20 protein-coding genes are annotated in these 23,207 nt (G+C 37.7%); all 20 read right to left on the minus strand.

Translation table 11 applies throughout. The features are described from left to right. Window positions 1-151: 151 nt before the first annotated feature. The 20 genes from N7603_RS03765 to N7603_RS03860 all read right to left on the minus strand — a co-directional run bounded on the left by N7603_RS03765 (window position 152) and on the right by N7603_RS03860 (window position 23,191). Window positions 152-979: an ATP-binding protein gene (locus N7603_RS03765; RefSeq protein ID WP_262096013.1), complete on the minus strand. Its 828-nt coding sequence runs from the start codon at window positions 977-979 to the stop codon at window positions 152-154. Further along, a complete protein-coding gene (locus N7603_RS03770; RefSeq protein WP_262096014.1) occupies window positions 980-2,164 on the minus strand; it encodes a DnaD domain protein in 1,185 nt (394 codons plus the stop codon). Between the two features lie 16 nt (window positions 2,165-2,180). Continuing rightward, on the minus strand, window positions 2,181-2,516 hold the full coding sequence (locus N7603_RS03775) for a hypothetical protein (protein WP_262096015.1): 336 nt from the start codon (window positions 2,514-2,516) through the stop codon (window positions 2,181-2,183). Window positions 2,517-2,526: 10 nt separating this feature from the next. Next, window positions 2,527-3,105: a dephospho-CoA kinase gene (gene coaE, locus N7603_RS03780; RefSeq protein ID WP_262096016.1), complete on the minus strand. Its 579-nt coding sequence runs from the start codon at window positions 3,103-3,105 to the stop codon at window positions 2,527-2,529. 4 nt (window positions 3,106-3,109) lie between these two features. After that, window positions 3,110-3,916: a DNA-formamidopyrimidine glycosylase gene (gene mutM / locus N7603_RS03785; protein WP_262096017.1), complete on the minus strand. Its 807-nt coding sequence runs from the start codon at window positions 3,914-3,916 to the stop codon at window positions 3,110-3,112. A 1-nt stretch (window position 3,917) separates the two neighbouring features. Then, window positions 3,918-6,542 (minus strand): DNA polymerase I, encoded by a 2,625-nt coding sequence (polA, locus tag N7603_RS03790; protein WP_262096018.1) that lies wholly within the window; start codon window positions 6,540-6,542, stop codon window positions 3,918-3,920. A gap of 99 nt (window positions 6,543-6,641) precedes the next feature. Continuing rightward, entirely contained in the window at window positions 6,642-8,045 is a 1,404-nt protein-coding gene (gene ffh, locus N7603_RS03795; protein WP_262096019.1) for a signal recognition particle protein, read from the minus strand. After that, window positions 8,045-8,362: a YlxM family DNA-binding protein gene (gene ylxM / locus N7603_RS03800; protein WP_262096020.1), complete on the minus strand. Its 318-nt coding sequence runs from the start codon at window positions 8,360-8,362 to the stop codon at window positions 8,045-8,047. Before ylxM ends, ffh begins: the two co-directional genes overlap by 1 nt. Next, window positions 8,362-9,330, minus strand: a complete 969-nt coding sequence (gene ftsY / locus N7603_RS03805; protein ID WP_262096021.1) for a signal recognition particle-docking protein FtsY — start codon at window positions 9,328-9,330, stop codon at window positions 8,362-8,364. Before ftsY ends, ylxM begins: the two co-directional genes overlap by 1 nt. Window positions 9,331-9,414: 84 nt before the next feature. Then, complete coding sequence (gene tpx / locus N7603_RS03810; protein WP_262096022.1) at window positions 9,415-9,915, minus strand: thiol peroxidase; 501 nt, start codon at window positions 9,913-9,915, stop codon at window positions 9,415-9,417. Window positions 9,916-10,106: 191 nt separating this feature from the next. Next, window positions 10,107-11,894 carry a type I DNA topoisomerase gene (topA, locus tag N7603_RS03815; RefSeq protein WP_262096023.1) on the minus strand — a complete coding sequence of 596 codons (1,788 nt, stop codon included), beginning with the start codon at window positions 11,892-11,894 and terminating at the stop codon, window positions 10,107-10,109. Between the two features lie 170 nt (window positions 11,895-12,064). After that, window positions 12,065-14,827, minus strand: a complete 2,763-nt coding sequence (locus N7603_RS03820) for a glycosyltransferase family 2 protein (RefSeq protein WP_262096024.1) — start codon at window positions 14,825-14,827, stop codon at window positions 12,065-12,067. Window positions 14,828-14,895: 68 nt separating this feature from the next. Beyond that, a complete protein-coding gene (locus tag N7603_RS03825) occupies window positions 14,896-16,551 on the minus strand; it encodes a response regulator (protein ID WP_262096025.1) in 1,656 nt (551 codons plus the stop codon). After that, window positions 16,520-16,900: an MBL fold metallo-hydrolase gene (locus N7603_RS03830; protein WP_262096026.1), complete on the minus strand. Its 381-nt coding sequence runs from the start codon at window positions 16,898-16,900 to the stop codon at window positions 16,520-16,522. The genes N7603_RS03825 and N7603_RS03830 overlap by 32 nt, the downstream gene beginning before the upstream one ends. A 109-nt stretch (window positions 16,901-17,009) precedes the next feature. After that, window positions 17,010-18,068 carry a glycerophosphodiester phosphodiesterase family protein gene (locus N7603_RS03835; protein WP_262096027.1) on the minus strand — a complete coding sequence of 353 codons (1,059 nt, stop codon included), beginning with the start codon at window positions 18,066-18,068 and terminating at the stop codon, window positions 17,010-17,012. After that, window positions 18,065-18,694: a ribonuclease HII gene (rnhB, locus tag N7603_RS03840; RefSeq protein WP_262096028.1), complete on the minus strand. Its 630-nt coding sequence runs from the start codon at window positions 18,692-18,694 to the stop codon at window positions 18,065-18,067. The genes N7603_RS03835 and rnhB overlap by 4 nt, the downstream gene beginning before the upstream one ends. Further along, window positions 18,672-19,493, minus strand: coding sequence for a ribosome biogenesis GTPase YlqF (ylqF, locus tag N7603_RS03845; RefSeq protein WP_373425358.1), 822 nt, complete (start codon window positions 19,491-19,493; stop codon window positions 18,672-18,674). The genes rnhB and ylqF overlap by 23 nt, the downstream gene beginning before the upstream one ends. 26 nt (window positions 19,494-19,519) lie before the next feature. Next, window positions 19,520-20,329 carry a signal peptidase I gene (gene lepB, locus N7603_RS03850; RefSeq protein WP_262096030.1) on the minus strand — a complete coding sequence of 270 codons (810 nt, stop codon included), beginning with the start codon at window positions 20,327-20,329 and terminating at the stop codon, window positions 19,520-19,522. Continuing rightward, entirely contained in the window at window positions 20,326-22,422 is a 2,097-nt protein-coding gene (locus tag N7603_RS03855) for a DNA translocase FtsK (RefSeq protein ID WP_262096031.1), read from the minus strand. The genes lepB and N7603_RS03855 overlap by 4 nt, the downstream gene beginning before the upstream one ends. Continuing rightward, a complete protein-coding gene (locus N7603_RS03860; RefSeq protein ID WP_262096032.1) occupies window positions 22,400-23,191 on the minus strand; it encodes a hypothetical protein in 792 nt (263 codons plus the stop codon). The genes N7603_RS03855 and N7603_RS03860 overlap by 23 nt, the downstream gene beginning before the upstream one ends. Window positions 23,192-23,207: the final 16 nt, after the last annotated feature.

The following is a 23,207-nucleotide window of genomic DNA, read 5'->3' on the forward strand; positions in this document are numbered from 1 at the left end:
CGGTCTAACGGATTCTGCTTTCGCAGTCAGCTCATAGGGAGTAATTTTTATGGTTGTAGCTTTCACCGTCCTACATCGCTTAAAGTATAAAAATCATGGCCTAATCATCGCTTTTCATATAAATTATACTACTTTAAACCATACTGTCAAGTTAAATCGCATCATATCTCTTTTCCGATAACTTAATCTCTTTTGTGAGTTCACGAATACGCGTAATAATCCGCATCGCCTTCACTTCATCAATGCCATCCTTCGCTTCTGCTAAGACAGCATGGAGTTCCGTCATCTTATAATTTGATGAAATTAAAATCGGTAATCCAACCGTTAAACGATATTGTAGGATGGGGCCAAATATCTCATCTCTAAACCAAGCAGTCATGTATTCACCGCCCACATCATCTAAAATCAATAGACCACAGGTCTTCAATTGTTTGACTTTAGGTTCTAAAGAATGGTCGTTAAATGAGTTTTTGAAGTTACGAACCAAATCTGGAAAATATGCGAATACCACTGAGATATTTTTTTCAACCATCGCATTTGCAATCGCAGATAATAAGTACGTTTTACCTGTACGGTATTTACCATATAGATAAAGACCTCTGATGAATTGATTCGGTTGGATTTGATCTACAAATGCATTCGCAGCAACCAAAGCTTCCTTACGTTCGTCGTTAAAGAGTCTAAAGTCTGCGAGTTTTGCGTGCATTAAATAGTCATTGTGGTAAGTCGTATCGAGTTTCTTCTTTTTATCGAGTTCTGCTTCATTAGTTTTAAATGCTTCAGATACTTTATATTCAATTCGAACAAAAGGCTCTAACACTAAAACCGGTTCAAATTTTTGATTGGGGTCATTGGGATCAAATGCCTTTTTCAAATCGATGTATTGAACAACGGTAATAACATCCGCATCAGCGACTTGTAGGTTTTGCGTTTCAGGGAACGATTCAATTTCTTGTCTGAGAAAATCCAGTTTACTCATCTAATCCCCACTTTCTAGGAGCGCTTTAAATTCATCCATCCATTCAGGAACAGGTGCAACACGTTTTTCTTTGGTGTATTGTGGATTCTTGTCTTTCTTATATTCGGGTTCTTTCATGATATATTCATAAGCATCCGCTTCCGTTGTAATTCCTTTTTCCACCAGTGAATGCAAGACTTTTTCTAAGTAGTTTAAGTTAGGCAGGTCCGTTTTAATTCGTAAACAAATGATGATGACGGCGTTGATTACCCCCACATCGACAGCGTTACGTTCAACGAACTGGCGTATCGTTTGCAGTGCGAACGCGCTATTTGTCATCTTCGGTGCGTAGTGACTGATTAAATCTTGTGGTGAAAAATCAGATAACTTCGGACGGTCTTCCGATTGCCCCTTTAAGTCGATTTCAATGGATTCATTACCATTGTGTTTTTCATGGTATCGACTCGAAACCAAATTGATGCGTTCATAAAATAGTGCACTGTGGTCTTCGTCGTAAGCTTCGACTAAAACTTGTTTCATGTCTTCAAGAGTAAAGCCATAAACATACATAATCGAGGCGATTTGAGTTTGAATTTTTTTTGTAAAAATACGTTTCTTTTGCAGTCTAACCGGTAAGATTTCAAAGAGTTGATCGAGTTTAAAATCTTGATTGATGACTACCCCTGCACCAGGTTTACGGGAAACAATGTGCATCGAAGTCGATACACTATCTAAGGTTTTCACTTGATAGACTTGGTCAAACGACTTCGTGATATTTTCATATCCTTCGCGGCTAACTTCTGGGATGGAGAAACGTTTAAACAAGAGGTTAAAATTGGATTCTCCAATTTCACTCTTTAAGAAACTGCCTAATATGCCATCTAAGAAGAATTGCTTTGGCGTTAATGGCATCGTCAAACGGTACATATAAATCATATCTTTTTGATAAGTTGACAATAACCCCACAGCTTCTAGTTTTCCAAAAGCCTCATTCAAATTTTTTTCTTTGATATTTAAAGCATCCATTAAAAACCCTTTTGGAAAGAGTTCAGATTGATACGTATCTGCGTTTACGAGGGCACTTAAAAACAAGTATAATCCATGACTGTCTGTGCCAATCAATGGTTGATACAATAACGCTAGGGTAGATGAGTCATCTAGAGACAATGTGCCACTGCCGATGACCCAAAACGATTCATTTTTCATGTGACACCTAATTTCTTTAGCTAAATTTCTTTTCGTTTAACATCTTTTGTAGTCGTGCATAAATTTCTGCGATAACCGCTTTACGGCGACCAAAGTCGAAGATGTTTTCGACATTTAAAACGAAGTCAATCGCCGTTTGTTTGCGTTGTAAAGAGACAATTTTCACATCTAAAGTCTCATTCTTACGGTTAAAAATGAGTTCGCCATAGGTGTCGTCTTGATACTTGAGTTGATACCCAAAAGCTTTCAAGACAGAAAGTACAGCTTGTTGACATTCTTTGTAGTCATTTTGATACCAACGGGTTTGAAGACGTGGGTCTTTGTTGGAATCGGTAGTACGGTAAATTGGCATAGTGGTCCTCCTAAATTAATACTTTATCAATGATTTCGTTGACGCGTTCGAGCGTCTTTGGGATCGTGCCTGAATTGTTAATAACAATGTCAGCACGTTGCATTTTTTCATGTAATGGCATTTGCGCTTCGATGCGCGATTTGGCTTCAGATTCACTTAAATGGTTTCGAGCCATCAAACGATTGAGTTGCGTAACTGGGTCCACATAGACCACCAAAACCATATCACAAAGAGCTTCACCACCAGTTTCATAGAGCAATGGAATGTCTAAAACCACCCAGGCATCATTCCCATGATTTGCGATATGTGCCTTCAAGGTTTCATACACTTTAGGGTGAAAGATGTTTTCGAGATCTCGCTTTGCTATTGGATCATTAAAGATGAGATCGCCTAGTTTTTTACGATTGATGACACCTTGTTCATTGACGGATGGGAAACGCGCTGTAATCAAATCGATTACCGCTCGGTCTTGGTATAGACTGTGAACGATTTGATCCGAATCATATACAGGGAATCCCTTATCTTGAAATTGTTTAGTTACTAATGACTTACCGGAGGCGATACCACCAGTGATGCCTAAGACTTTCATAAGGTCACCTCTTTTGACACTTTGTACAATAGAAACTAGAACGGCCGTTGATGACGGTTCTCACAATAGGTCTACCGCATGTATCACACGGTTCTGCTTCGCGTTGGTGGACTTTAAGTTTTAATTGGAATCTTCCAGATACACCCAGTTGCGAAACATATGTTCGAATGGTAGTCCCACCTGATGCGATAGCAGCGTTTAGGATATCAATCCCTGCAAAGACGATTTCCTTAGCTTCTTTTAGCGTGATTTCATCCGTATATCGATGTGGAATTATCGAGACACGAGCGAGGATTTCATCCGCATAGATGTTACCAATCCCTGCAATCAAGGTTTGATCAAGTAAGGCTGTTTTAATTGAAATATGCTTTTTCTTTAAGGCTTCATAAAAGGCTTTTGGGTCAATATCAAAGGGTTCTTTCCCCAATTGATTTAAAGGTTTAGTGGATAAATAGTTTTGATACGTTCTCAAATCGAAGGTGCCGAATTTCCTTGTGTCATGGTATCTCAAGGATAATCCATCCGATAGATGAAAAACAATATGTTCGTGTTTTAAAAGAGGTTCATCTTCGGTCTTAAAGAAATAGCGCCCTTCCATTCTAAGATGGCTGATTAAGATTACATCTGTCAGCATAAAACAAATGTATTTGCCAAATCTAGTGATATCCAAAATGGTTTGTCCAATGAGTGCACTTCTCGTGTCTTCATCCATCATTCTTTCATAATGAACGTCGATATCACGAATCATTAAACCTTGGATTCTGTTTTTTAATACCGTTTTAACGGTTTCAACCTCAGGTAGTTCTGGCATATTACTTCAACTCGTACCAGTTCTTACCGGTATCACAAGACGACTCTAATGCAACCTTTAAGTGGATTGCCTTTGACATAATCTCAGGGACGACTTTTTGCATCTCTACCAGCTCACTCTCAGGGACTTCTAAGACCAGTTCGTCATGAACCTGTAATAGAATTCTAGATTTCTTCTTATTTTTATAAATATAAGCATGTAAATCGATCATAGCTTTTTTGATGATGTCTGCCGCAGAACCTTGGATTGGTGCGTTCATTGCGGTACGTTTACCAAATTCACGGACAGCGTAAATTGGACTTTCTAACTCACCAATGTAACGACGACGATTTAAGATGGTTTTCACATAGCCTTGTTTGACTGCGTTATCCACCGTTTGTTCCATATATGTTTTAATCTCTGGGTAGATGCTTAAATACTTATCGATAAAGGCTTGAGCATCTCTTGGAGTGGTATGAATATCTTCGGCTAAACTCCACGCGCCAATCCCGTAAATGATTCCGAAGTTAACGGCTTTGGCCTTGCGACGTTCTTCAGGCGTTACAGTCTCAGATCCAAATACTTCTTTAGCTGTTCTGGTATGAATATCTTCTTTTTTATTAAAGGCGTCAATCAATCCAGCAACATTCGCCATATCGGCTAAGACTCTAAGTTCAATTTGAGAGTAGTCGGCAGATACGAAATAATGATTTGGTTTTGAAGGAACAAACAGTTTTCGAATTTGTCTGCCTTCTTCCGTTCTAATTGGGATATTTTGTAAATTCGGTTCAAGAGAAGATAATCGCCCAGTCGCGGTTAAAGCTTGTGCGAAGATGGTATGAACTTTACCGTCTGCGAATATACTTTGTTCAATCCCTTCAATGTAGGTTGAATACAGTTTCGTTAACTGACGGTAATCCAAAATCATCGGAATGACCGGATGCTTATCGATTAAGGTGTTTAAAACATCCACGTTAGTTGAAAGATTCTTAGTCTTGGTTTTCTTTGAAGGATCTAAACCCAAATCTACAAACAGGATTTCTGCTAATTGCTTTGGAGAACCAATATTAAACTTCTTACCCACCGATTCGTAAATTTGGTGTTCTAAGGTATCGATACGGTTCTTTAAATTAGTCTTTTGTTGTTTAAGTTCATTTTGATCAACGGAAATACCGCTATACTCCATATCACTTAACACAATCGCGAGTGGCATTTCAATGTTTGTAAATAAATCATAGAGTTCTAGGGTTTTGAGTTTTTCAATCAGTAACGGTTGTAAGGAGAAAATTGCTTTCGCCTTTTTCGCTACATGACGGCTATATATCGAAAGTTCTGGCAAACCTTTTTTCGCGCCTTTACCATAGATCAGTTCATCGTATTCAATGTCTTCATAGTCAAAGGCCATACAAATGACTTTAAAATCTTCTTTCGCAATCTTTTGATGAATGAGATAACTCGATAATAAAAGGTCAAATGTGACCCCTTGCAGGTCATATCCAAGCCACTTTAAAGCAGTCCTAAATGCTTTTTGGTCGTAGGTAAGTTTAGGTATTGAGGGGTCACTCAAGTAGAGTTGAAAGTCTATCGATGCGAGCCCTATGTCTTTTGGAATAAAGTAATTGGTTTCGCCGTCCGATAGACCAAACCCAATGATGTCTGAGGTATGGTAGTTAAAATCAGCCAATTCAATATGAATGGCCATATTTGGTTTTAATATGGTACTAAACTGATCGTGGTCGGTAATGATTTTGGTGATGAAATCATCTTTGGTTTCAACTGGTTTATTGAGTTTTTTGATGAATACATGCAGATCCATTTCGTTATAGAAATTGACTAAACCTTCATAGTTCATCTGTTTGCGTTCCAAGTCATGAAAGTTAAAATCGAGCGGTACATTCAAATCGATGGTAGCGAGCATCTTGGATAAAATGGCTTTATCTTCGTTTTCACGAATACGTTCACCTAGTTTACCTGAAATTTGATCTTTATTTTGAAGTATATTTTCTAAGGTTTCATATTGTTGTAAAAGTTTAACTGCCGTTTTTTCACCGACACCAGGAACCCCTGGAATGTTATCGGATGGGTCACCCATGAGTGCTTTTAAATCAATCATTTGGCTGTGGTGTAGACCATATTTTTCAAAGAAGGTTTTTGGGGTTAAATCCTCAATATCTGTGACACCCTTTTTAAGTAAATGAATGGTTACTTTGTCATTGATGAGCTGTAACAAGTCACGGTCAGAGGAATAGACCGCTACTTCATAGCCTAAATCAGCAGCTTCTTTGGATAAAGTACCAATGATATCATCGGCTTCATAACCCGCTAAGGATTCATCCTTGATGTTGAGTTCTTTTAAATATTGATGAATCAAAGGGATTTGTTGTGCCATTTCTTGTGGCATTGGTGGTCTTCCCGCCTTATAGTCATCAAACGCTTCATGACGTTTGGTTTTTTCTTTGGTATCAAAGGCAACCAACACATGAGAATAAGGCTGTTGTAAAATCTTATCGACCATGTTGATAAAGCCAAAAAGGGCATTGGTATATACCCCTTGTTTATTTTTCATTAATTCGCCGCCAGTATAGGCTGTAGCGTAGTAGGCTCTAAAGAATAGAGAGTTCCCATCAATCAAAATTAGTTTTTGCATAATTGTCTCCCTTATATGTATTTTAACATATACATTTCGAATACTTTTCCACCAATATTGTGGGTAAATCCCCTTTTAAGAGAAAAAAAGCCAAGTTAGTTAGAATCTAAATTGGCCTTTATTTTTGCCTTTTCCTTTTTTCATCTTGGGTTGAGGCATCAACTTAGACGGGTCTTTTTGAACGTTTTTCATGTCAGATTCAGACATTTTTGACATTTGTTTCGCCATTTGTTTTTGTTGGTCTAACGCTTGTCTTAAACGGTTAACATCGGCAACTTGAACCCCTGCACCATTGGCAATACGGGTTCTTCTTCGTGAGGAATCCTCAATTAATTTTGGATTTTTACGTTCTGCTTCAGTCATGGAATGGATGATGACAGACATTTTTTCAAACTGTTTGTCATCGACATTATTCAAAGCATCTTTATATTTTCCAACCCCAGGTATAAAGCCTAAGATTTTGGAAATAGAACCCATGCGTTTAATCATCTTAAACTGCTTGAGTAAGTCATTGTAGTTGTAAGTCCCTGACATCATCTTTTCCATCATGTCCATGGCTTCATCTTCATCGATGTTTTGGGTAGCGGATTCAATTAAGGTTAAAACGTCTCCCATCCCTAGAATACGGGAGGCCATACGTTCAGGGTGGAATACTTCAAATGCATCCATTTTTTCGCCATTGGATGCGAATTTAATTGGAATTTGTGAGATTTCTCGAATCGATAAAGCGGCACCACCACGTGTATCCCCATCGAGTTTAGTAATGATTGCACCCGTAGTGTTTAACTGTTCGTGGAAACTTTGTGCAACGGTTGCTGCTACTTGACCAGTCATCGCGTCAACGGTAAGTAGTATTTCATCTGGTTTCGCAATTTCTTTTACGTCAATGAGTTCTTGCATCATCTCAGCGTCAATATTTAAACGTCCAGCGGTATCGATGATTACAACGTCATATAAATTATCTTTCGCATACTTCAATCCATTTTTGACAATGGTTTGGGCTTTAATCAAACCTTCTTGATAGACAAAAATATCGAGTTGTTTCCCTAAGGTCATCAACTGGTCAATCGCAGCCGGACGATAAATATCGGCTGCAATAAACATGACTTTCTTCTTCTCTGTTTTACGGATAAAAGCACCCAATTTACCGATTGCAGTTGTCTTACCTGTACCTTGCAGACCCACCGTCATGATGGTGGTTAACCCTGAGGCTTTATAACTGATACCAACCGTTTCATCACCCATGACACGTTTGAGTTCATCGAAAACGATTTTGACAACTTGTTGTCCCGGATTTAATCCCGATAAAATCTTTTGTCCTAAAGCTTTCTCTTTGACATTATTGGTAAATTGACGAATGACTTTTAAGTTAACGTCCGCTTCTAATAAGGATAAGCGGACTTCACGCATCATTTCATCAATATCGGTTTCATTTAATTTTCCCTTGCCGGTTATACGGCGCATTGCCATCTGTAGACGGCTACTTAAACTATCAAATGCCATTATACGTCATCCATTTCTGCTAGTTTTTCTAAATATTGAACATCACCAGTTTGTTCATATTGTTTAAGTAAATCTAAGCGGTTATTTTTACGAATCAAGAGTTTCAGTTTTTCTTCATAGTTTTCTAAGTGTTGAATCGCAGTATTTAACTGATCAAACACAGCATTACGGGAGACTCCAAATTCGCTCGCAATCTCTGCTAATGAGAAATCATTTTGATAATACGCAACAAAATACGCTTGTTGTTTATCGGTCAACAATACGCCATAAAGTTCATAGAGTTGGTTGAGTCGTTCTGTTTTGGCTAATTGGTCCATTATTCTGCTCCGAAGAAGTCTGCGAATAAACCGTAGATGTATTCTTCAATGTCAAACAGGACTAAATCATCGATTTTTTCACCTAAACCGATGTATTTAATCGGTAATTTATAAAGATGCCTAATCGCTAAGACGATACCACCTTTCGCAGATCCATCCATTTTAGTCAGGATGATGCCTGTTACTTTGGTCACTTCTTTAAAAATTTCAGCTTGTTTTAAGCCATTTTGACCTGTGGTCGCGTCAATGACCAAGAGGGTTTCACGTAAACCATTTGGCATTTCTTTTTCAATGACTCGACGCATTTTATCGAGTTCATTCATAAGATTCACTTTATTTTGAAGACGACCTGCGGTATCACATAAGATGACATCATAATGTTCTTTCTTGGCTTTCTGCAACGCATCATAAATGACTGATGACGGGTCAGAACCTGGTTCTTTCGCAAAAAAATCCACTTTAGCCCGTTCTGCCCAAACGCGTAATTGTTCAATGGCTCCGGCTCTGAAGGTATCCCCAGCTACAACCAAGACCTTCTTCTTATCTAATCTTAGTTGGTGTGCAAGTTTTCCAATCGAAGTGGTTTTCCCAACGCCGTTAACACCCACGATGAGGTAAATATTGGTTTCATGATCGACATAATCCAAGTCAGCGATGACGATCTCATCTTGAAGGTAGATTTTGAACATTTCATCCACGATCATCTCTTCAATCTCTTTCGGGTCAGTCACGTTGTTTAATTTCATCTTACGTCTTAAGGTATCAATAAAATACAAAACCGTGTCGACCCCAAGGTCTGCTTGGATAAAGATATCTTCAAGTTCTAGAAAGAAATCTTCCCCTAAGGATTGGTTTTGTTCAATTAATCGCTTTAAATTACCCAAAACCTCTTTCGATTTGTGTAATCCAAGTGCATACTTTTCATTTTTCTTTGTATTTTTTTTGAATAAATTTTTAAAAAAGCCCATAGGTTCAACTCCTAGATGTTATTATAACATAGTTCTAAATATCTACATACGTAAAGGTGAAAAAAAATGGCTTTTTTAGAGCCATTATTGATTCAGAAATCCATTAAGAAATGCGAATAGTTGATCGTAATTCGGGTGTTGCGACATTTCGTCTAAGTATTCAACATAGACTACTTCGCGGTTTTCATTTAAGACAAATACGGATCTCGCAAGTAATCTCAATTCTTCAATATGAACGCCATATTTCCAAGCGAAATCAAGTTGTTGGTAGTCTGATAGGGTAATGATGTTATCCAAACCTTCTGCTCCACACCAACGGCGTTGTGCAAAGGGTAAGTCATTCGAGATGGTAAGTACGGTAATGTCTTTATAACTCGCTAATTGTTCATTGATTTTACGTGTTTGTAATGAACAAACACCAGTATCTAGAGATGGTACTACGTTTAATACGATGGTTTCAGTCTTAAAATCAGAAAGGTGTTTAGCCTCTAAATTATTATCCACGACATTGAACTCAGGTGCGAGGTCGCCAACTTTAAGGGGTTGTCCTAAAACAGTAATGGGTTTTTGTTTAAATGTTTTCATCTTTAATCCTCCTACGATTTAACTACATTATATGCGGTTTAAATTCGGATATCAAACGAAACGAAAAAAACCCCCTTGTTGTCGAAGGGGGGTTAGGGGAAGGTGTGTCGGGGTACACACCATTTCGATATTGCTATCTATTTTTATATTATCATGCTATCTACATATTGTAAAGAAATGAAACTTAAGAATTAAGTAAGATTTTCAGTATGCTTACAACGTGGGAAGTTTGAACACCCAATAAATTCACCTTTTCGCCATTTACGAATGACTAAAGGGGCTCCACAAAGCGGACAATCACGTCCAACTTCGGTTGGTTTGCGTTTTTCCATATGCTCATCCGCATGCTTCACTAAAGCGATAAACTTGTGGTAGAAACCATCTAAGATTTCTGCACTATCGTGCTCTCCGTTAGAGATGTTATCAAGGACAGTTTCCATCTTTTTTGTATATTGTGTATTGATGATGTTTGAAAAATAGTTGTCCAGTTCTAATATAGTGAGCTTACCTTGTTCAGTAGGAACCAGTGCTTTTTGTTTCTTCTCAATGTATTTTCTTGCGAGTAAAGTTCGCGTTGTTTCCGCGTAAGTCGATGGACGACCGATGCCAAACTCTTCCATATCCTTAATAAGACTCGCTTCAGTATAACGCGACTTCGGTTTGGTTTGATTCTCTTCATGAATGATTTCTTTGGCTTCAAGCCTTTTCCCAACTTCTAAATCTAGAATGGTTGAAGACTTTTCCTTATATTCTGGGTTACCTTTATGGAAACCTAAGAATAAGAGCCTAGATCCACCATATTCAAACACTTCACCTTGGTTTTCGAGTTCAACCGATTGTTCTTCATACTGTGCATCTGCCATTAAGCTCATCACAGCACGACGGTAGATGAGTTCATAAATCTTATATTGTTCATCGGTTAAAACACCTTTGAGTGATTCAGGTGTCATTTCTAATACGGACGGTCTAATCGCTTCATGGGCGTCTTGTATATTTTCCGTATTCTTGGTTTTAATCTTCCCTACATAATTGGGGCCATACACAGTTTCAATCATCGATTGGGCTTCTTTGATGAAATCATCGTTTAATCGAACAGAGTCTGTACGCATGTAAGTAATCAAACCGATTTCACTACCACCAATTTTGATCCCTTGGTAGAGTTCTTGAGCAATCCCCATCGCTTTTGAAGGCGTATAATTCAATTTAGATACCGCATCTTGTTGAAAAGTTGAGGTAGTATACGGGGGTTGAGCTTGACGGCTTCGTTTACGTAAATTGACTTTTGTTACATTAAATGGACCATTGAGCTTTTCAATTATCGCATTTAACTCTTCTACTGACCCAAGTGTTTTATCTTTATTCTTGGTGTAGTCAGCCTCAAATTTGGAGAACTTCGCTTTAATCGTAAAATACGTTTGTGGCACAAACGCTTCAATTTCTTTTTCTAAATCGACAATCAATTTCAAAGCGACACTTTGAACACGACCTGCTGATTCGGACTTAATTTTCTTTTGAAGCAATGGTGATAATTTAAAGCCGATGATACGGTCTAAAATACGTCTTGTTTCTTGAGATTTAACCAAATTCATATCGATTTTCCGCGGTTGTTCAATCGCTTTGATGATCGCAGGTTTAGTTACTTCATTAAAAGTAATACGATTGGGTTCATTTAAATCTAGGTTTAAAACATCGGCGATATGCCAAGCAATCGCTTCCCCTTCACGGTCCGGGTCGGTTGCGAGAAGGACACGGTTGTTCTTCGTTACTTTAATCAAATCCTTGACAATTTGAGCATGTTTCTTATCGACCTTATAGGTTGCTTTAAACTTATTTTCTACATCCACACCCAAACCACCAGGTCCGTTTTTAGCGAGTTCCCGGATGTGCCCTACCGACGCTTCTACAATATATTCGCTACCTAAATAGTGTTGTATTGTTTTGGATTTGGCTGGGGATTCTACAATGATCACTGTTTTCATTTAATCCACTTCTTTCACTTTCTATAATTATATATACGGGGTATAACACTGTCAAGAAGAAAACACCCCCTATTTTTTGATATATATTATTTAAAAATATATATGAAAATTCACATCATCACCCTAGGTCAAACGTAATCCAAAAATAAAAGAAGCAATCCAAAGCAGGACTACTTCTTATTGAATCCTGTTCGCGCTTGACTTCCCCAAGACCCGTTCTCTTTAAGGGCCGCAAAGGTTGCACGAATTCGGTGTAAACTCATCAATTGTCTGTAACCAAAGTTCTCAAATATCGCAAGTATAATTAAAATAAAAATGTCTTTAAATCGATAAAAGTCACTTTGACGTTCAGAAATCCATAAGCTAATTAAGGATATGATTATACCATACCCGATGGTTGCATAAAATAGTAATAACACTAAATTCACATTGAGTAACCCTAAAAGTAAGCTAGATAGTAATGCCGCATACCCGACAAGTTCAATAAATGGGCCCATCATTTCGAAGATAAAGAAATAAGGGAATCCCAATAAACCTGGCTGACGGTATTTTGGATTGAACAGCATTCGACGGTGGTAACTTAAGATATCTAATAAACCTCTCTGCCAACGATTGCGCTGTTTGAGTAAAGACTTTAAATCAGAGGGTAACTCGGTATAGCAATTCGCATTGTGGACATAAGCAACACGGTAGGATTCTTTATTTTGGATGGCTTTATGGGTTAATCTCACAACCAATTCCATATCTTCACCCACAGTATCCTTCTTTAAGTCTCCACTGATGGTTAAATAACCACCCGTATCTAATAAGGCATGGCGATTGAATAGTCCAAAAGCACCTGAAATGATCAATAAGCTATTGAGTTTAGACCACCCGACACGTCCTGTGGTAAACGCTCTGAGGTATTCTAAAGTTTGAAGTCGAACCAAAGGGTTTTTAGCCAGTCCACTACGTTCGATTTTGCCTCTATCCACATCCGAACCATTCACAGGTACAATGTTTCCACCAATCGCAATATGGTTTGTCGCATCATCTAAGGTAATACTCATGAGTTTTAAGAGTGCATCTTCTTCTAATAATGAATCCGCATCAATCCCGCAAACATAATCGTTTTTGGCTGCATTAATGCCCATGTTGAGCGCATCCGCTTTACCCCCGTTTTGTTTGTCGATGACAATCAAATTCGGGATTTGTTTAGACACATAAACACTTCGCAGCGGTTTGGTACGTAGTTTGATTGGGAAAAACGGGTGTTTACGTTCGAGTTCGAAGTGACGAACCAACGTCCCAATCGTATCGTCTTTAGAACCGTCATTCACAACAATAACTTCATATTTAGGGTATTTTAGATTGAGTAAGGAAGTGACACTTTCAATGATACTTTTCTCTTCATTATAGGCTGGTGCGATAATTGAAATTGAAGGTAACAAATCGTGTTCAAACAACAAAGTTTGCTTCTTAATTTGCCACATCGATAGCCGTTCATTTGAGCCTTTGATCGATACCAGCATCAAGATTAAATAAATACTATTAATAGTTATAAAGTAAAACGATAAGTATCGGTTCATTTCAACCATGAAAATATCAAGTAGAGGTGCGCCACTCAAAATAAGATTGAAATTGAGTGCGAAAAACAAAATTGGGAAAATTGCGATTGATAACGTAATCCAAAAACTGATCCAGAGGACTTTATCAAGTTCAAATGGAGACTTCTCACGAATTGATGTTGGAAGTGGTTTTTTGATTAATCCCATCTTATTCAATATCTTTTGATTCAAGTAGATCGAGAACTCATCTAATAGATACTTGTCCTGAGTAGCATACGTTTTAATTAATTCAATCAATACTTTTTCGACTTCTAGGTCTTTATTGTAGTTTACAAAATCGATCAAATCTTCTACAATATGCATCTTTAAAATATCTTTTAGAATATCTTTAACTTGGGGGTACTGTGAGGACTTCAGTTTAAGCATAATGTAGTCAAAATGATGTGACAATACCCTTGAAATCGCCATGCGTTGAAAATCATTCTTTGCTCTAGGATAATACTCAAGCACATCTAGAAGGAGTTTTTTTGAGTCAAATACAATTCTCGATAACGCATTCGCCCGTTCTAAATCCATGAGTGATCCATCCATATGGTTGAGTAAGTTCTCTACCATTTCGTAGGTCACTACAGTTGAACAAGCTCGGATTGCCATTTTGCGGATGGTTTCATCCGTATGCTCAAGATAGATATCAGAGACTAACTCTTCAGGATACATGTTCGCCAATGCCTTAAGGGCTTCTTTACGTATACTACCAATTTCACTTGGGTCCATGAATCGTTCGATTGCATAGTTTTTTAAGCGGTCATTATAAATGTGGTTGGCTAAATATAACATGAACTGCTTAACTGGGATTCGATTATCGAATTCATAAGCGTCAAGAAAGGGTTTAATCACTTCAACTTGATTTTTAAGGATTGCATAAATCCAATGCGGGTATGAAGCTTTGGACTTTGATAGCGTCTTCATGATGAATTCAAAGTCTTCACTGTTTAGTTGTTCTTTTAAGGCATAAATAATATAAAAGCGGACTGAATCATCCTTTTCAATATAAAGTCTTTTTTGAAGGGCATTTCTTGCTTTTTGGGTTCTCAGCGTTTGAAGGTATGCAACCGCAACCCTTCTTTTATAAGGTGATAAACGGTTTAATCGTTTATATTGCTTTTGGGTAAATTTCAGTGCTTCAAGGTCTAGAATGATTCGACTACGAATCGAATCCTCAATCGTGATTTGTGTTTCAATATCAATAAACGCATCAAAAAAGAACCGCGTTGAGGTTTTCAAACGGACATCTTCTTGGTCAAAGTATTTCTTAAATAGGTAGTTTCTCGCATCCGCGTGTTTTTGTTTGAGGTGACTGTATCGGACCTTTTGGATCATAATCATAAAAACTAGACCAAACACCAATCCAAAAAAAACTAAAAATGAGAGGGTAATGGGATCGAACATCTGAATTACCTTCTTTCTCTAAAACGCTTCACATGCCCAATCAGTTCTTCAGGGATGATGGGTTTTTCGATAATCAAATCGACATTTAGCATGTTTCCACGGCGGATATTTTCCACTGTTTTATTGTGAGATACCATGATAAATGGAATATTAGCGTAGGTTTTAGATTCATTGAGTTCACGCTTTAAACTGAACCCATCCATCTTGGATAAGTTGATTTCTGAAATGACAATGTCAATTGGATATTCTCTTAAGACGGCTAAAGCATCGGTTACATTGGTAACTGCTTTGACATCAAAATTGAGACGATTAAAGACGCGAACGAGCATATTACGATTCATTTCGTCTTCATCAACTAGCAAAATAATCCCCTCTCTTAATGTAGGTAAGGCTGTACTGTTATCAATGACTTCACCAAACCCAGTTTGACGGGCCAATCTCATGCGTTGGTCTAAGAAGATGAAGATTTCTTTAATCCTATTGTCATCGGTTAAGACAGGATTTAGTTCTGAAAAATAAACAATTGAAGCACATACTGTCACTTTTTCAATGAAGAACGTCGCGTCTTTCACGGCGTTTCGAATTCTTACTGCTAAATCAATAATATGTGACTTCTTATCCGTGGTTGTATGCACCAAAATCCCAGGCCCATTTTGTTTAAAAATACGTGTACCTTCAGGGACAACTTGACCAATAATGTAGGCTAAATTACGGATGGCCTCATCCCCAGTTTCTTTACCATAACGCTTATTAATATCAAATAATTGGTCTAACTGAATTAAGATAAAACCTTGTTCTGTTTCTCTAAAAGCAGCATGTTCCATTTCTTTTTTGAGTAATCCTCTAAAGACCTCCTCAATATAAAGTTTAGTAATTGGGCATCGAAGTAATGCATCTTTCGTCTCTTCGATTTGAGCTTCGAGTTTTTCGAGGTTTTGTTCTAATGTTTTTTTATCGCGTTCAAGAACTTCTTTTTGTTCGGTAACTTCACGCATTTGAGATACATAAATTGCTGGTAAACTGAGACCGAAAATGTTGTGATAGCGTAAAATAAGAGGTTCTAAGATGGTTAACCACACGGTTCCTTTTTTCGCATACACATATTCAAAAAATGCGTGCCATAACTTATAGCCAACATGTGTTGAATCGACCATTTCGAGTGGTTTTTCACTCAATATGAATTCAGATTTTGAAAAGGTTTCAATGATTTCTTCGGTATCCACAGATTTATTCAATTGATTAATCATGTGGTTAATGATTTCGATATAATTAAATTCTTTAACGAATTCTTCGTTGTACTTGAAGACTTGACCTGTGTTATAAAAATCCAGCTTATATTCATACTCAATCCAGTTGTCGATATTCGATTCGATGATGTATCCATACGTTGGACAGATCGCATCAATCTCGTGTTGACGTATGCGTCTAATCGGGTCTTTAATATATTCAGAGGACGGTAGGTTCATTTTATGATAGGCAAATATGCCCTGTTTTAGTTGAATTGGGTCTAAAGGCTTATCGACTGCAATACTCGAAAATAGTGTATTCGATATAAGTGATTTGGTTTCTGATTCATAAACGACAAAAGCCTGTGGAAAAGGTAAAAAATGAATGGGTATAAAATTGATTTTAAAATCTTCTACATACAGTTGATTGTCCATTTTTTTCAATGGTTTGGATTGGCAATTTAATACCATTTTGAGTTAATTGCTTAGAAAGTGATCGGTTCGTTATGAGAGTTCCAGTAAACCCCAAAGTAATGACTGTGCGAACAGCAGATACCATGGCGAAATGAGGGTGTGCTAGGATCAAATACTGAATTTCTTGTAAAGGTTTGATTTTTTCAATCCGTTCTTTATAAGCAACTACCCATTCCGAAGATGGTAAATCAACTAAAATAGATGACTTTTCGGACACGTATAAATAACCGTTGAATAACAGCTGTTCATCGGTTTTAATCGGTCCAATTTGATGAAGTTTAATTGAGTCTTGTAGGCGTGTTTGTTCCATATAATCACCTTTATAACAAGTTCCTTATTATAATTTTACCATATACCTTATTTATAAACTGTTATCATTAATGAAAATGTGAGAATTCGTGGAATCCTCACATTTTAAGTTATATACCCAATTCCAAATAAAGCGCTTCTAATCGATCCGGGCGGTCAGTAATGATGCCATCGACACCGAGTTTGATTAATTTACGCATATCTGCCTCATCATCTACTGTCCAAAAAATGACAGACATGTTGTGACGATGGGCGTCATTAACGAGCGAAGCCTGAGCGAGGTTCGTACTCCATTGTCCATTGATTTCTCTCGCAATTCGACTACGTATGAATGAAGGTAGACTTGCAATGAGTTTGCCTTGACCATCAGATAAGGATGAGTCGATTGGTATAGCCATTGCAGCGTATTTTGGTCGATATAAGAAATCTACAGAAAAAGCTGACAATAAGACCATTTTGAGCGTTTCACTGGTTGCGGTGGATGTATGAATTTCATGATTCGATAGTGCCATGAAGTGTTCGATTACTTCATCAGAAAACGAGGAAACCATGACGCGGTCTTTCATGTTATAAACTTCAATCAATTCTAAGAGTGCGTTCGCTGCGATGGTGAAGGTGTCTTCTTCATCGGTACGTACGTCTTTGATTTCAAGGATGTAACGTTTAGTCGGATAAGTATTGAATAAGTCCACTAACTTCATCGGCAACATCTGATCTAGGATAGTTTGATCGGTTAGGGTTGCGTATGGTGTTTGACCCTCAATATCTTTGAAGGCTCTCACATAAGGGTAATCGTTAGCAACGATACGATCGATGATTTCTTGATAGGTTAAATTTCGGATGACTAAATCCTCTGTTAAGTCTTCTAGTAACAAATCATGACGTAAGTCTAAATCATGGTGTGAGATTAATATATTGTCTTTGGTTAAAGTTAAATCAACTTCAAATACATCGTATTGTGAAGTTTGATTAAAAGCATAAATTGTGTTTTCAGGATAGAGTGCTTTAGCACCACCATGAGGAATGATCCAAGGACGATTTGTGTGATTGATCCATGGATTTTCTGTTTGATACGATAGTGCTTTAGGGCTCGATTCAAGGATTACAAAAAAGCCAATAACAAAGAGAATCACGATGGCTATGCGTTTAAGTATTCTTAAAAAAGTCATAATAGTTTCTCCCTTATAATCGATTTGATGGGTTCAAATGTTTTACGATGAATCGGACAGATACCATACTGTTCGATGGCTTCGATATGCGCTTTCGTTGGATAACCCATGTGCTTTTTAAATCCATACATCGGAAATAGTTTATCCATTTCAATCATGTATTCATCACGAGTAACTTTAGCAACGATACTCGCTGCGGCAATACTCGCCGATTTTTGATCGCCTTTGATGATCGATTCAGTGGGTATACCAAGTTCATCTTCTAACATCATCGCGTCCGCTAAGATGTATTCAGGTTTAATCTTTAAGGCTTTAATTGCAGATACCATCGCCGTTTTAGCGGACCGATAAATGTTGATTTGGTCAATTTCTTGAGGCGAAACGATACCAATACCAATCGCAAGTGATTCCTTTTTGATGGTATCGATTAAGGCTCTACGTTTCTTGTCGGATAATTTTTTTGAATCATCCACACCTTCAATTTTAGCACCTTTTTTTAAAATCACTGCTGCAGCGACCACAGGGCCTGCGAGAGGTCCACGGCCAGCTTCATCGGTGCCTGCTATGTATAGGATGCCTTTTTCATAAAGCGCATCCTCATATTCAAATAGATTTAAATCGGTCAAAGGTAATCCCTCCAAAAGCTCCATCACGAAGGTCTCTTAATATAATATCGTAAACCATATCGTAGTTTACTTGGTTACCTTTTATTAAAGCACCACGTTTTCTACCAATCATTTCGAATGTGTTGGCTACATCCGATAACTCAGTCAAATCATAGCGTTTTTTATATCGTTCAGGGTAGTATTGAGTTAAGAATCGATGGGCATAAACAGCCACTTCTTCACTCGGTAAAATCGTATCCTTAATCGCGCCACTAAGTGCGAGGTGATACCCAGTTGTTGGGTCATCGAATTTAGGCCATAATACACCGGGTGTATCTAAGAGTTCAAAGTCTTCAGAAATCTTAATCCATTGTTGTGCTTTAGTAATACCGGGTGTGTTCCCAGTTTTAGCTGCTTTTTTCTTAGATAATGTATTGATTAAAGTCGATTTACCAACGTTCGGAATCCCAATAATCATTGTACGAATCGCTCGTGGTTGAATGCCTCTACGTTTTTCACGTTCGAGTTTATCAGTTAAAATCTCTAGGGTCGCATCTTTAATCTTATTGATATTTAAGCCTGTAATTGCGTCGATTTTGAGCCCTTTTAAACCTAGATTGTTATAATGTGCCAGCCATTTATTCAATTCTTTTTGGTCTGCTAAGCTAGACTTGGTATATAGAATTAGGGCTGGTTTATTTTCAATTATTTCTTGGAGTCTTGGATTCATCGAAGATTCGGGTAATCTCGCATCGAGTAATACAAACACGATATCGACGAGTTTTAACGATTCTTTGATTTCTCTTAAGGCTTTGGACATGTGTCCAGGATACCATTGTACTTGTTTCAATCGATAATACCTACTTTCGGGAAAAATCTAAAAATGACTTTCGCTTTGATGTCTTGTACGCGAATTAATCCGAGCGTTCTAGAGTCTTGAGAATTTTGAACGTTATCACCTAATACAAAGTAAAAACCTTCAGGGATCACGCCACCCTCTAAACTGTCAATTAATTCATTCACAAAAGTTCTATAAGTCGAGGGTACTTCTTGTACAATTTTACCATTAACTATCAGTTGATTTGAAGCATTTAGCACTAATGTATCCCCTGGAAGACCAATCACTCTTTTAACATAGTGGGCTTCATCTAGGTTTTCATAGTAGGTTTCATCAATATATATCACCACAATATCATTACGTCTTGGTGTGTAATCAAATTGATATACAATGAGACGGTCGTGTTCTTGAAGTGTGGGTTGCATCGAACTTTGAAATACTTCAGCGGTAAATACATAAAACGTAATGATGTGTAAAACGATCATCAAACTGATAGAGAAAAACTGGATGGTATCGATCAATTTAAACTGTTTATAAAGCACTTTATTGTCACCTTTGAGCCCTTTTTTAAGAAAGAATAAAAATAAGGCTGATACAACAACAAGGAGTCCACTTAGAACTAGTAATAATACTTTTTGAAAAAATTCGGTAAAGGTTGGATACGCTTTTATAGTATAGATTAAACTAACACCAAATATCAATAAAGAAACCACATTGAGTGTGGCTCCTTTAAGCGTCATACGGCGGTTGAGCTCAGTTTTAATATCAATTGAATCTGGATCGTTTTGAATGCGTTTATTGAGTTCTTTCAGTGTCATAGCATATTTTCCAATTCTGCCATAGTTACCAATACCTGGCGTGCTTTTGTACCTTCATTCTTAGAGACGATACCTTGTTCTTCTAACAGTTCAACTATGCGTTGGGCACGGTTAAAACCAACGCCAAATTCTTTTTGAATGGCATTGATGGAGGCGTTATTTTCTCTAACAACAAATTGAGCAACCGGATAGAGTAAGTCATCTGAAGCTGCCGTATCCTTTTTAATGGTAAAGGTTCTTAAGGAATCGTGGTCGAATAGATAATTTGGTGGCATTTGATCACGAATAAAGTCTGTTACGCGTTCAATTTCCGCATCTTTTAAGAAAGCGCCTTGTAAACGAATTGGACGTTCAGCTTCTTTAAAAAGCATATCACCTTTACCCAATAAGGATTCTGCCCCTGCACCATCTAAAATGGTGGTGGAGTCGACATAAGAAGCAACCTTAAATGCGATACGTGAAGGAATGTTGGCCTTGATGGTACCTTTGACAACGTCTGTGGTCGGACGTTGGGTTGCAACTAACAGGTGAATACCTGCAGCACGGGCTTTTTGAGTGAGTCTTTGGATGGCTTCTTCAACATCATTTGCTGAAACCATCATTAGGTCTGCCAATTCATCAATAACAATGACGATATATGGCATCTTTTCTAAGGATGGATCTTCTTTCACTCGCTCATTATAACCTTTGATATCTTTGGCTCTATTCGTAGCGAACTGTAAGAAACGTTTATCCATTTCACCTACTGCCCAAGAGAGCGCTGTTGCTGCCATTTTGGGTTCTGTGATCACAGGTGTCACTAGGTGTGGTAAATCATTATAAACCGCTAATTCGACCATTTTCGGGTCAATTAAAATGAATTTCAAATCATCTGGATGGTTTTTCATCAATAACGATACGATGATGGTATTGACACAAACGGATTTACCGGAGTTAGTAGCCCCAGCGATTAAGCAGTGAGGCATCTTCGCGATGTCAGCGTATATATTTCTGCCATCAATATCGACCCCTAAAGCAATCTTTAATGGGTGTGAATTATCATCGATAAAATCTGGGTGATCAACAACGTTACCGTATGCAACAATTTCTGGGACTGCATTCGGAATTTCTAGACCGACATAGGCTTTTCCTGGGATTGGTGCTTCAATACGCAATGATTTCGCTGCTAAGTTCATCATTAAGTTATCTTTGATGCGATTCACTTCTTTAACGTTTACACCTGGTTCTAGTTCAATTTCATGACGTGTAACGGTTGGCCCTTTGGTAATGTTATGGACATGTCCTGGCACTGAGAACTGTAAGAGTGTCTCATTCACGGTAGATTCTTGAGCAACCAACCAAGCGGGTCTCGCGTCTTGGTCACGAAGAACCTTCGAGAACATATCGACAGTTGGAAATTTGTATGGTCGACTTGGTCTAACAAAACTTGGTTTAGGTGTCTCCTCTACAGGTTTTTTAAAGGTTTTCTCAACTGTCACTGGTTCTGGTTTAGTATACTTAAAGTCATCATTTACTACTGGATTATCTGTTGTTGAAGGGTTGAAACGTTCGAATAATACATCGGTTTTTTTAATCGTATCCACCGTTTGAGGGGTCGGTTTGGTTTCGATATACTCGAAATCACTTGAGGATACTTTGTCCTCAAATACGACACGTTCAGGTTTTGGATTGGTAAACGTTGGGGCTTCTTTCTTTTGTATGAATGGGACTTCAAGTGGAACTGGTTTCTTGCGTTCATCCTCATACTTACGTTTTTGATCCACCACAACATCCTCACCAAAAATATCTTTTCTAGCTTGGTTATTTAAAATGGTCGATTTAAATTCAGCATATTCGGATAAATCTGTCATTGGCTTTGTTCTAAAAGCATCATAGCGTTTTTTAACATCCCCTGTATTTCTAATAATGAATGGTGCTACGGTTTCGTCTTTTACAGACAAACCAAAAATCGGAGAAATGAATTCAGACGATTTGAACTTTTTATGGCCTTGTTGTTTTAGGCCTTCAATTTTTACAAACTGATGGATTTTAAACCCTTGAAAATCTTTACGAATAAACTCGGCATAAGGTTTACGGTTGAATAGGCTCATCATCAAGGTCCTCCTCTTCGGTTTCTCTTTTAATTTCATCATATATACTGTCGACACCTGTATCAATGGATTTTTCGACTTGAAATACATTTTTACTGTAAATCTTATAGGTTTCTTCTCCAACAATACCAATAATGGCTAAACAAATCTTGATAGTTATGGTTTCAGTCAGTTTGTCGACGGTGACCTTTTTGATCCAAAAGGCTGGGTTCGCAATATTCATCGCTGTAAAGAAATCGCCAATCCGTTTACGCACTTTAAGCTTCTTCTCAACTTTCATCACAGTTGAATCATCGACTTTTTCTTTGACTTCATAAAGAGACATGATAGATGCTAACGTTTTGCCTCTAAAGATTCTTAATAGTTTCGCATCGAACAAACGATCCACACGATCAGTGATATAGTGCCCTAATAAAAGTGTTTCTTGAATGGTTAGTTCTAATAGAGGGTATTTCGAAGATGGGTAAAACTTCGTTGCGATATCTTTTGATAATTCTAAAGATACTGCTTTGAGGTGGTTAACCAACCCAATCGATTCACGATCTTTTTTATTCTTAAATTGACTTTGTGCATCTTTAATCAACAATTTGATTTCTTCTGCGTCAATATCCGGTTCAATTGCTTTTTTGTAAAAGTTCTTATTCCGTTGTGCTTGTAATATGGTATAGAAATAGAACATCAACAAGAACATAAAGCCAAAGGTTACTCCCGCAAAAAAAATGCCGAGGTATCCCAGTTCTAGTTTAAATGAAAAGAATTCTTGCCAGTTCATTTTTTCACATCCTTAT

It is taken from the genome of Paracholeplasma vituli (assembly GCF_025446935.1).
Classification (GTDB): domain Bacteria; phylum Bacillota_I; class Bacilli_A; order Acholeplasmatales; family UBA5453; genus Paracholeplasma; species Paracholeplasma vituli.

Coding starts and splice junctions, on each gene's coding strand:
- ylxM (WP_262096020.1), bottom strand. CDS start 8,362: ATGGACCAATTAGCCAAAACAGAACGACTCAACCAACTCTATGAACTT.
- tpx (WP_262096022.1), bottom strand. CDS start 9,915: ATGAAAACATTTAAACAAAAACCCATTACTGTTTTAGGACAACCCCTT.
- coaE (WP_262096016.1), bottom strand. CDS start 3,105: ATGAAAGTCTTAGGCATCACTGGTGGTATCGCCTCCGGTAAGTCATTA.
- mutM (WP_262096017.1), bottom strand. CDS start 3,916: ATGCCAGAACTACCTGAGGTTGAAACCGTTAAAACGGTATTAAAAAAC.
- N7603_RS03770 (WP_262096014.1), bottom strand. CDS start 2,164: ATGAAAAATGAATCGTTTTGGGTCATCGGCAGTGGCACATTGTCTCTA.
- N7603_RS03855 (WP_262096031.1), bottom strand. CDS start 22,422: ATGATGAGCCTATTCAACCGTAAACCTTATGCCGAGTTTATTCGTAAA.
- N7603_RS03860 (WP_262096032.1), bottom strand. CDS start 23,191: ATGAACTGGCAAGAATTCTTTTCATTTAAACTAGAACTGGGATACCTC.
- topA (WP_262096023.1), bottom strand. CDS start 11,894: ATGAAAACAGTGATCATTGTAGAATCCCCAGCCAAATCCAAAACAATA.
- N7603_RS03835 (WP_262096027.1), bottom strand. CDS start 18,068: ATGACTTTTTTAAGAATACTTAAACGCATAGCCATCGTGATTCTCTTT.
- ftsY (WP_262096021.1), bottom strand. CDS start 9,330: ATGGGCTTTTTTAAAAATTTATTCAAAAAAAATACAAAGAAAAATGAA.
- N7603_RS03765 (WP_262096013.1), bottom strand. CDS start 979: ATGAGTAAACTGGATTTTCTCAGACAAGAAATTGAATCGTTCCCTGAA.
- lepB (WP_262096030.1), bottom strand. CDS start 20,329: ATGACACTGAAAGAACTCAATAAACGCATTCAAAACGATCCAGATTCA.
- ffh (WP_262096019.1), bottom strand. CDS start 8,045: ATGGCATTTGATAGTTTAAGTAGCCGTCTACAGATGGCAATGCGCCGT.
- N7603_RS03830 (WP_262096026.1), bottom strand. CDS start 16,900: ATGGAACAAACACGCCTACAAGACTCAATTAAACTTCATCAAATTGGA.
- polA (WP_262096018.1), bottom strand. CDS start 6,542: ATGCAAAAACTAATTTTGATTGATGGGAACTCTCTATTCTTTAGAGCC.
- N7603_RS03775 (WP_262096015.1), bottom strand. CDS start 2,516: ATGCCAATTTACCGTACTACCGATTCCAACAAAGACCCACGTCTTCAA.
- N7603_RS03825 (WP_262096025.1), bottom strand. CDS start 16,551: ATGGACAATCAACTGTATGTAGAAGATTTTAAAATCAATTTTATACCC.
- N7603_RS03820 (WP_262096024.1), bottom strand. CDS start 14,827: ATGATTATGATCCAAAAGGTCCGATACAGTCACCTCAAACAAAAACAC.
- ylqF (WP_373425358.1), bottom strand. CDS start 19,493: ATGTCCAAAGCCTTAAGAGAAATCAAAGAATCGTTAAAACTCGTCGAT.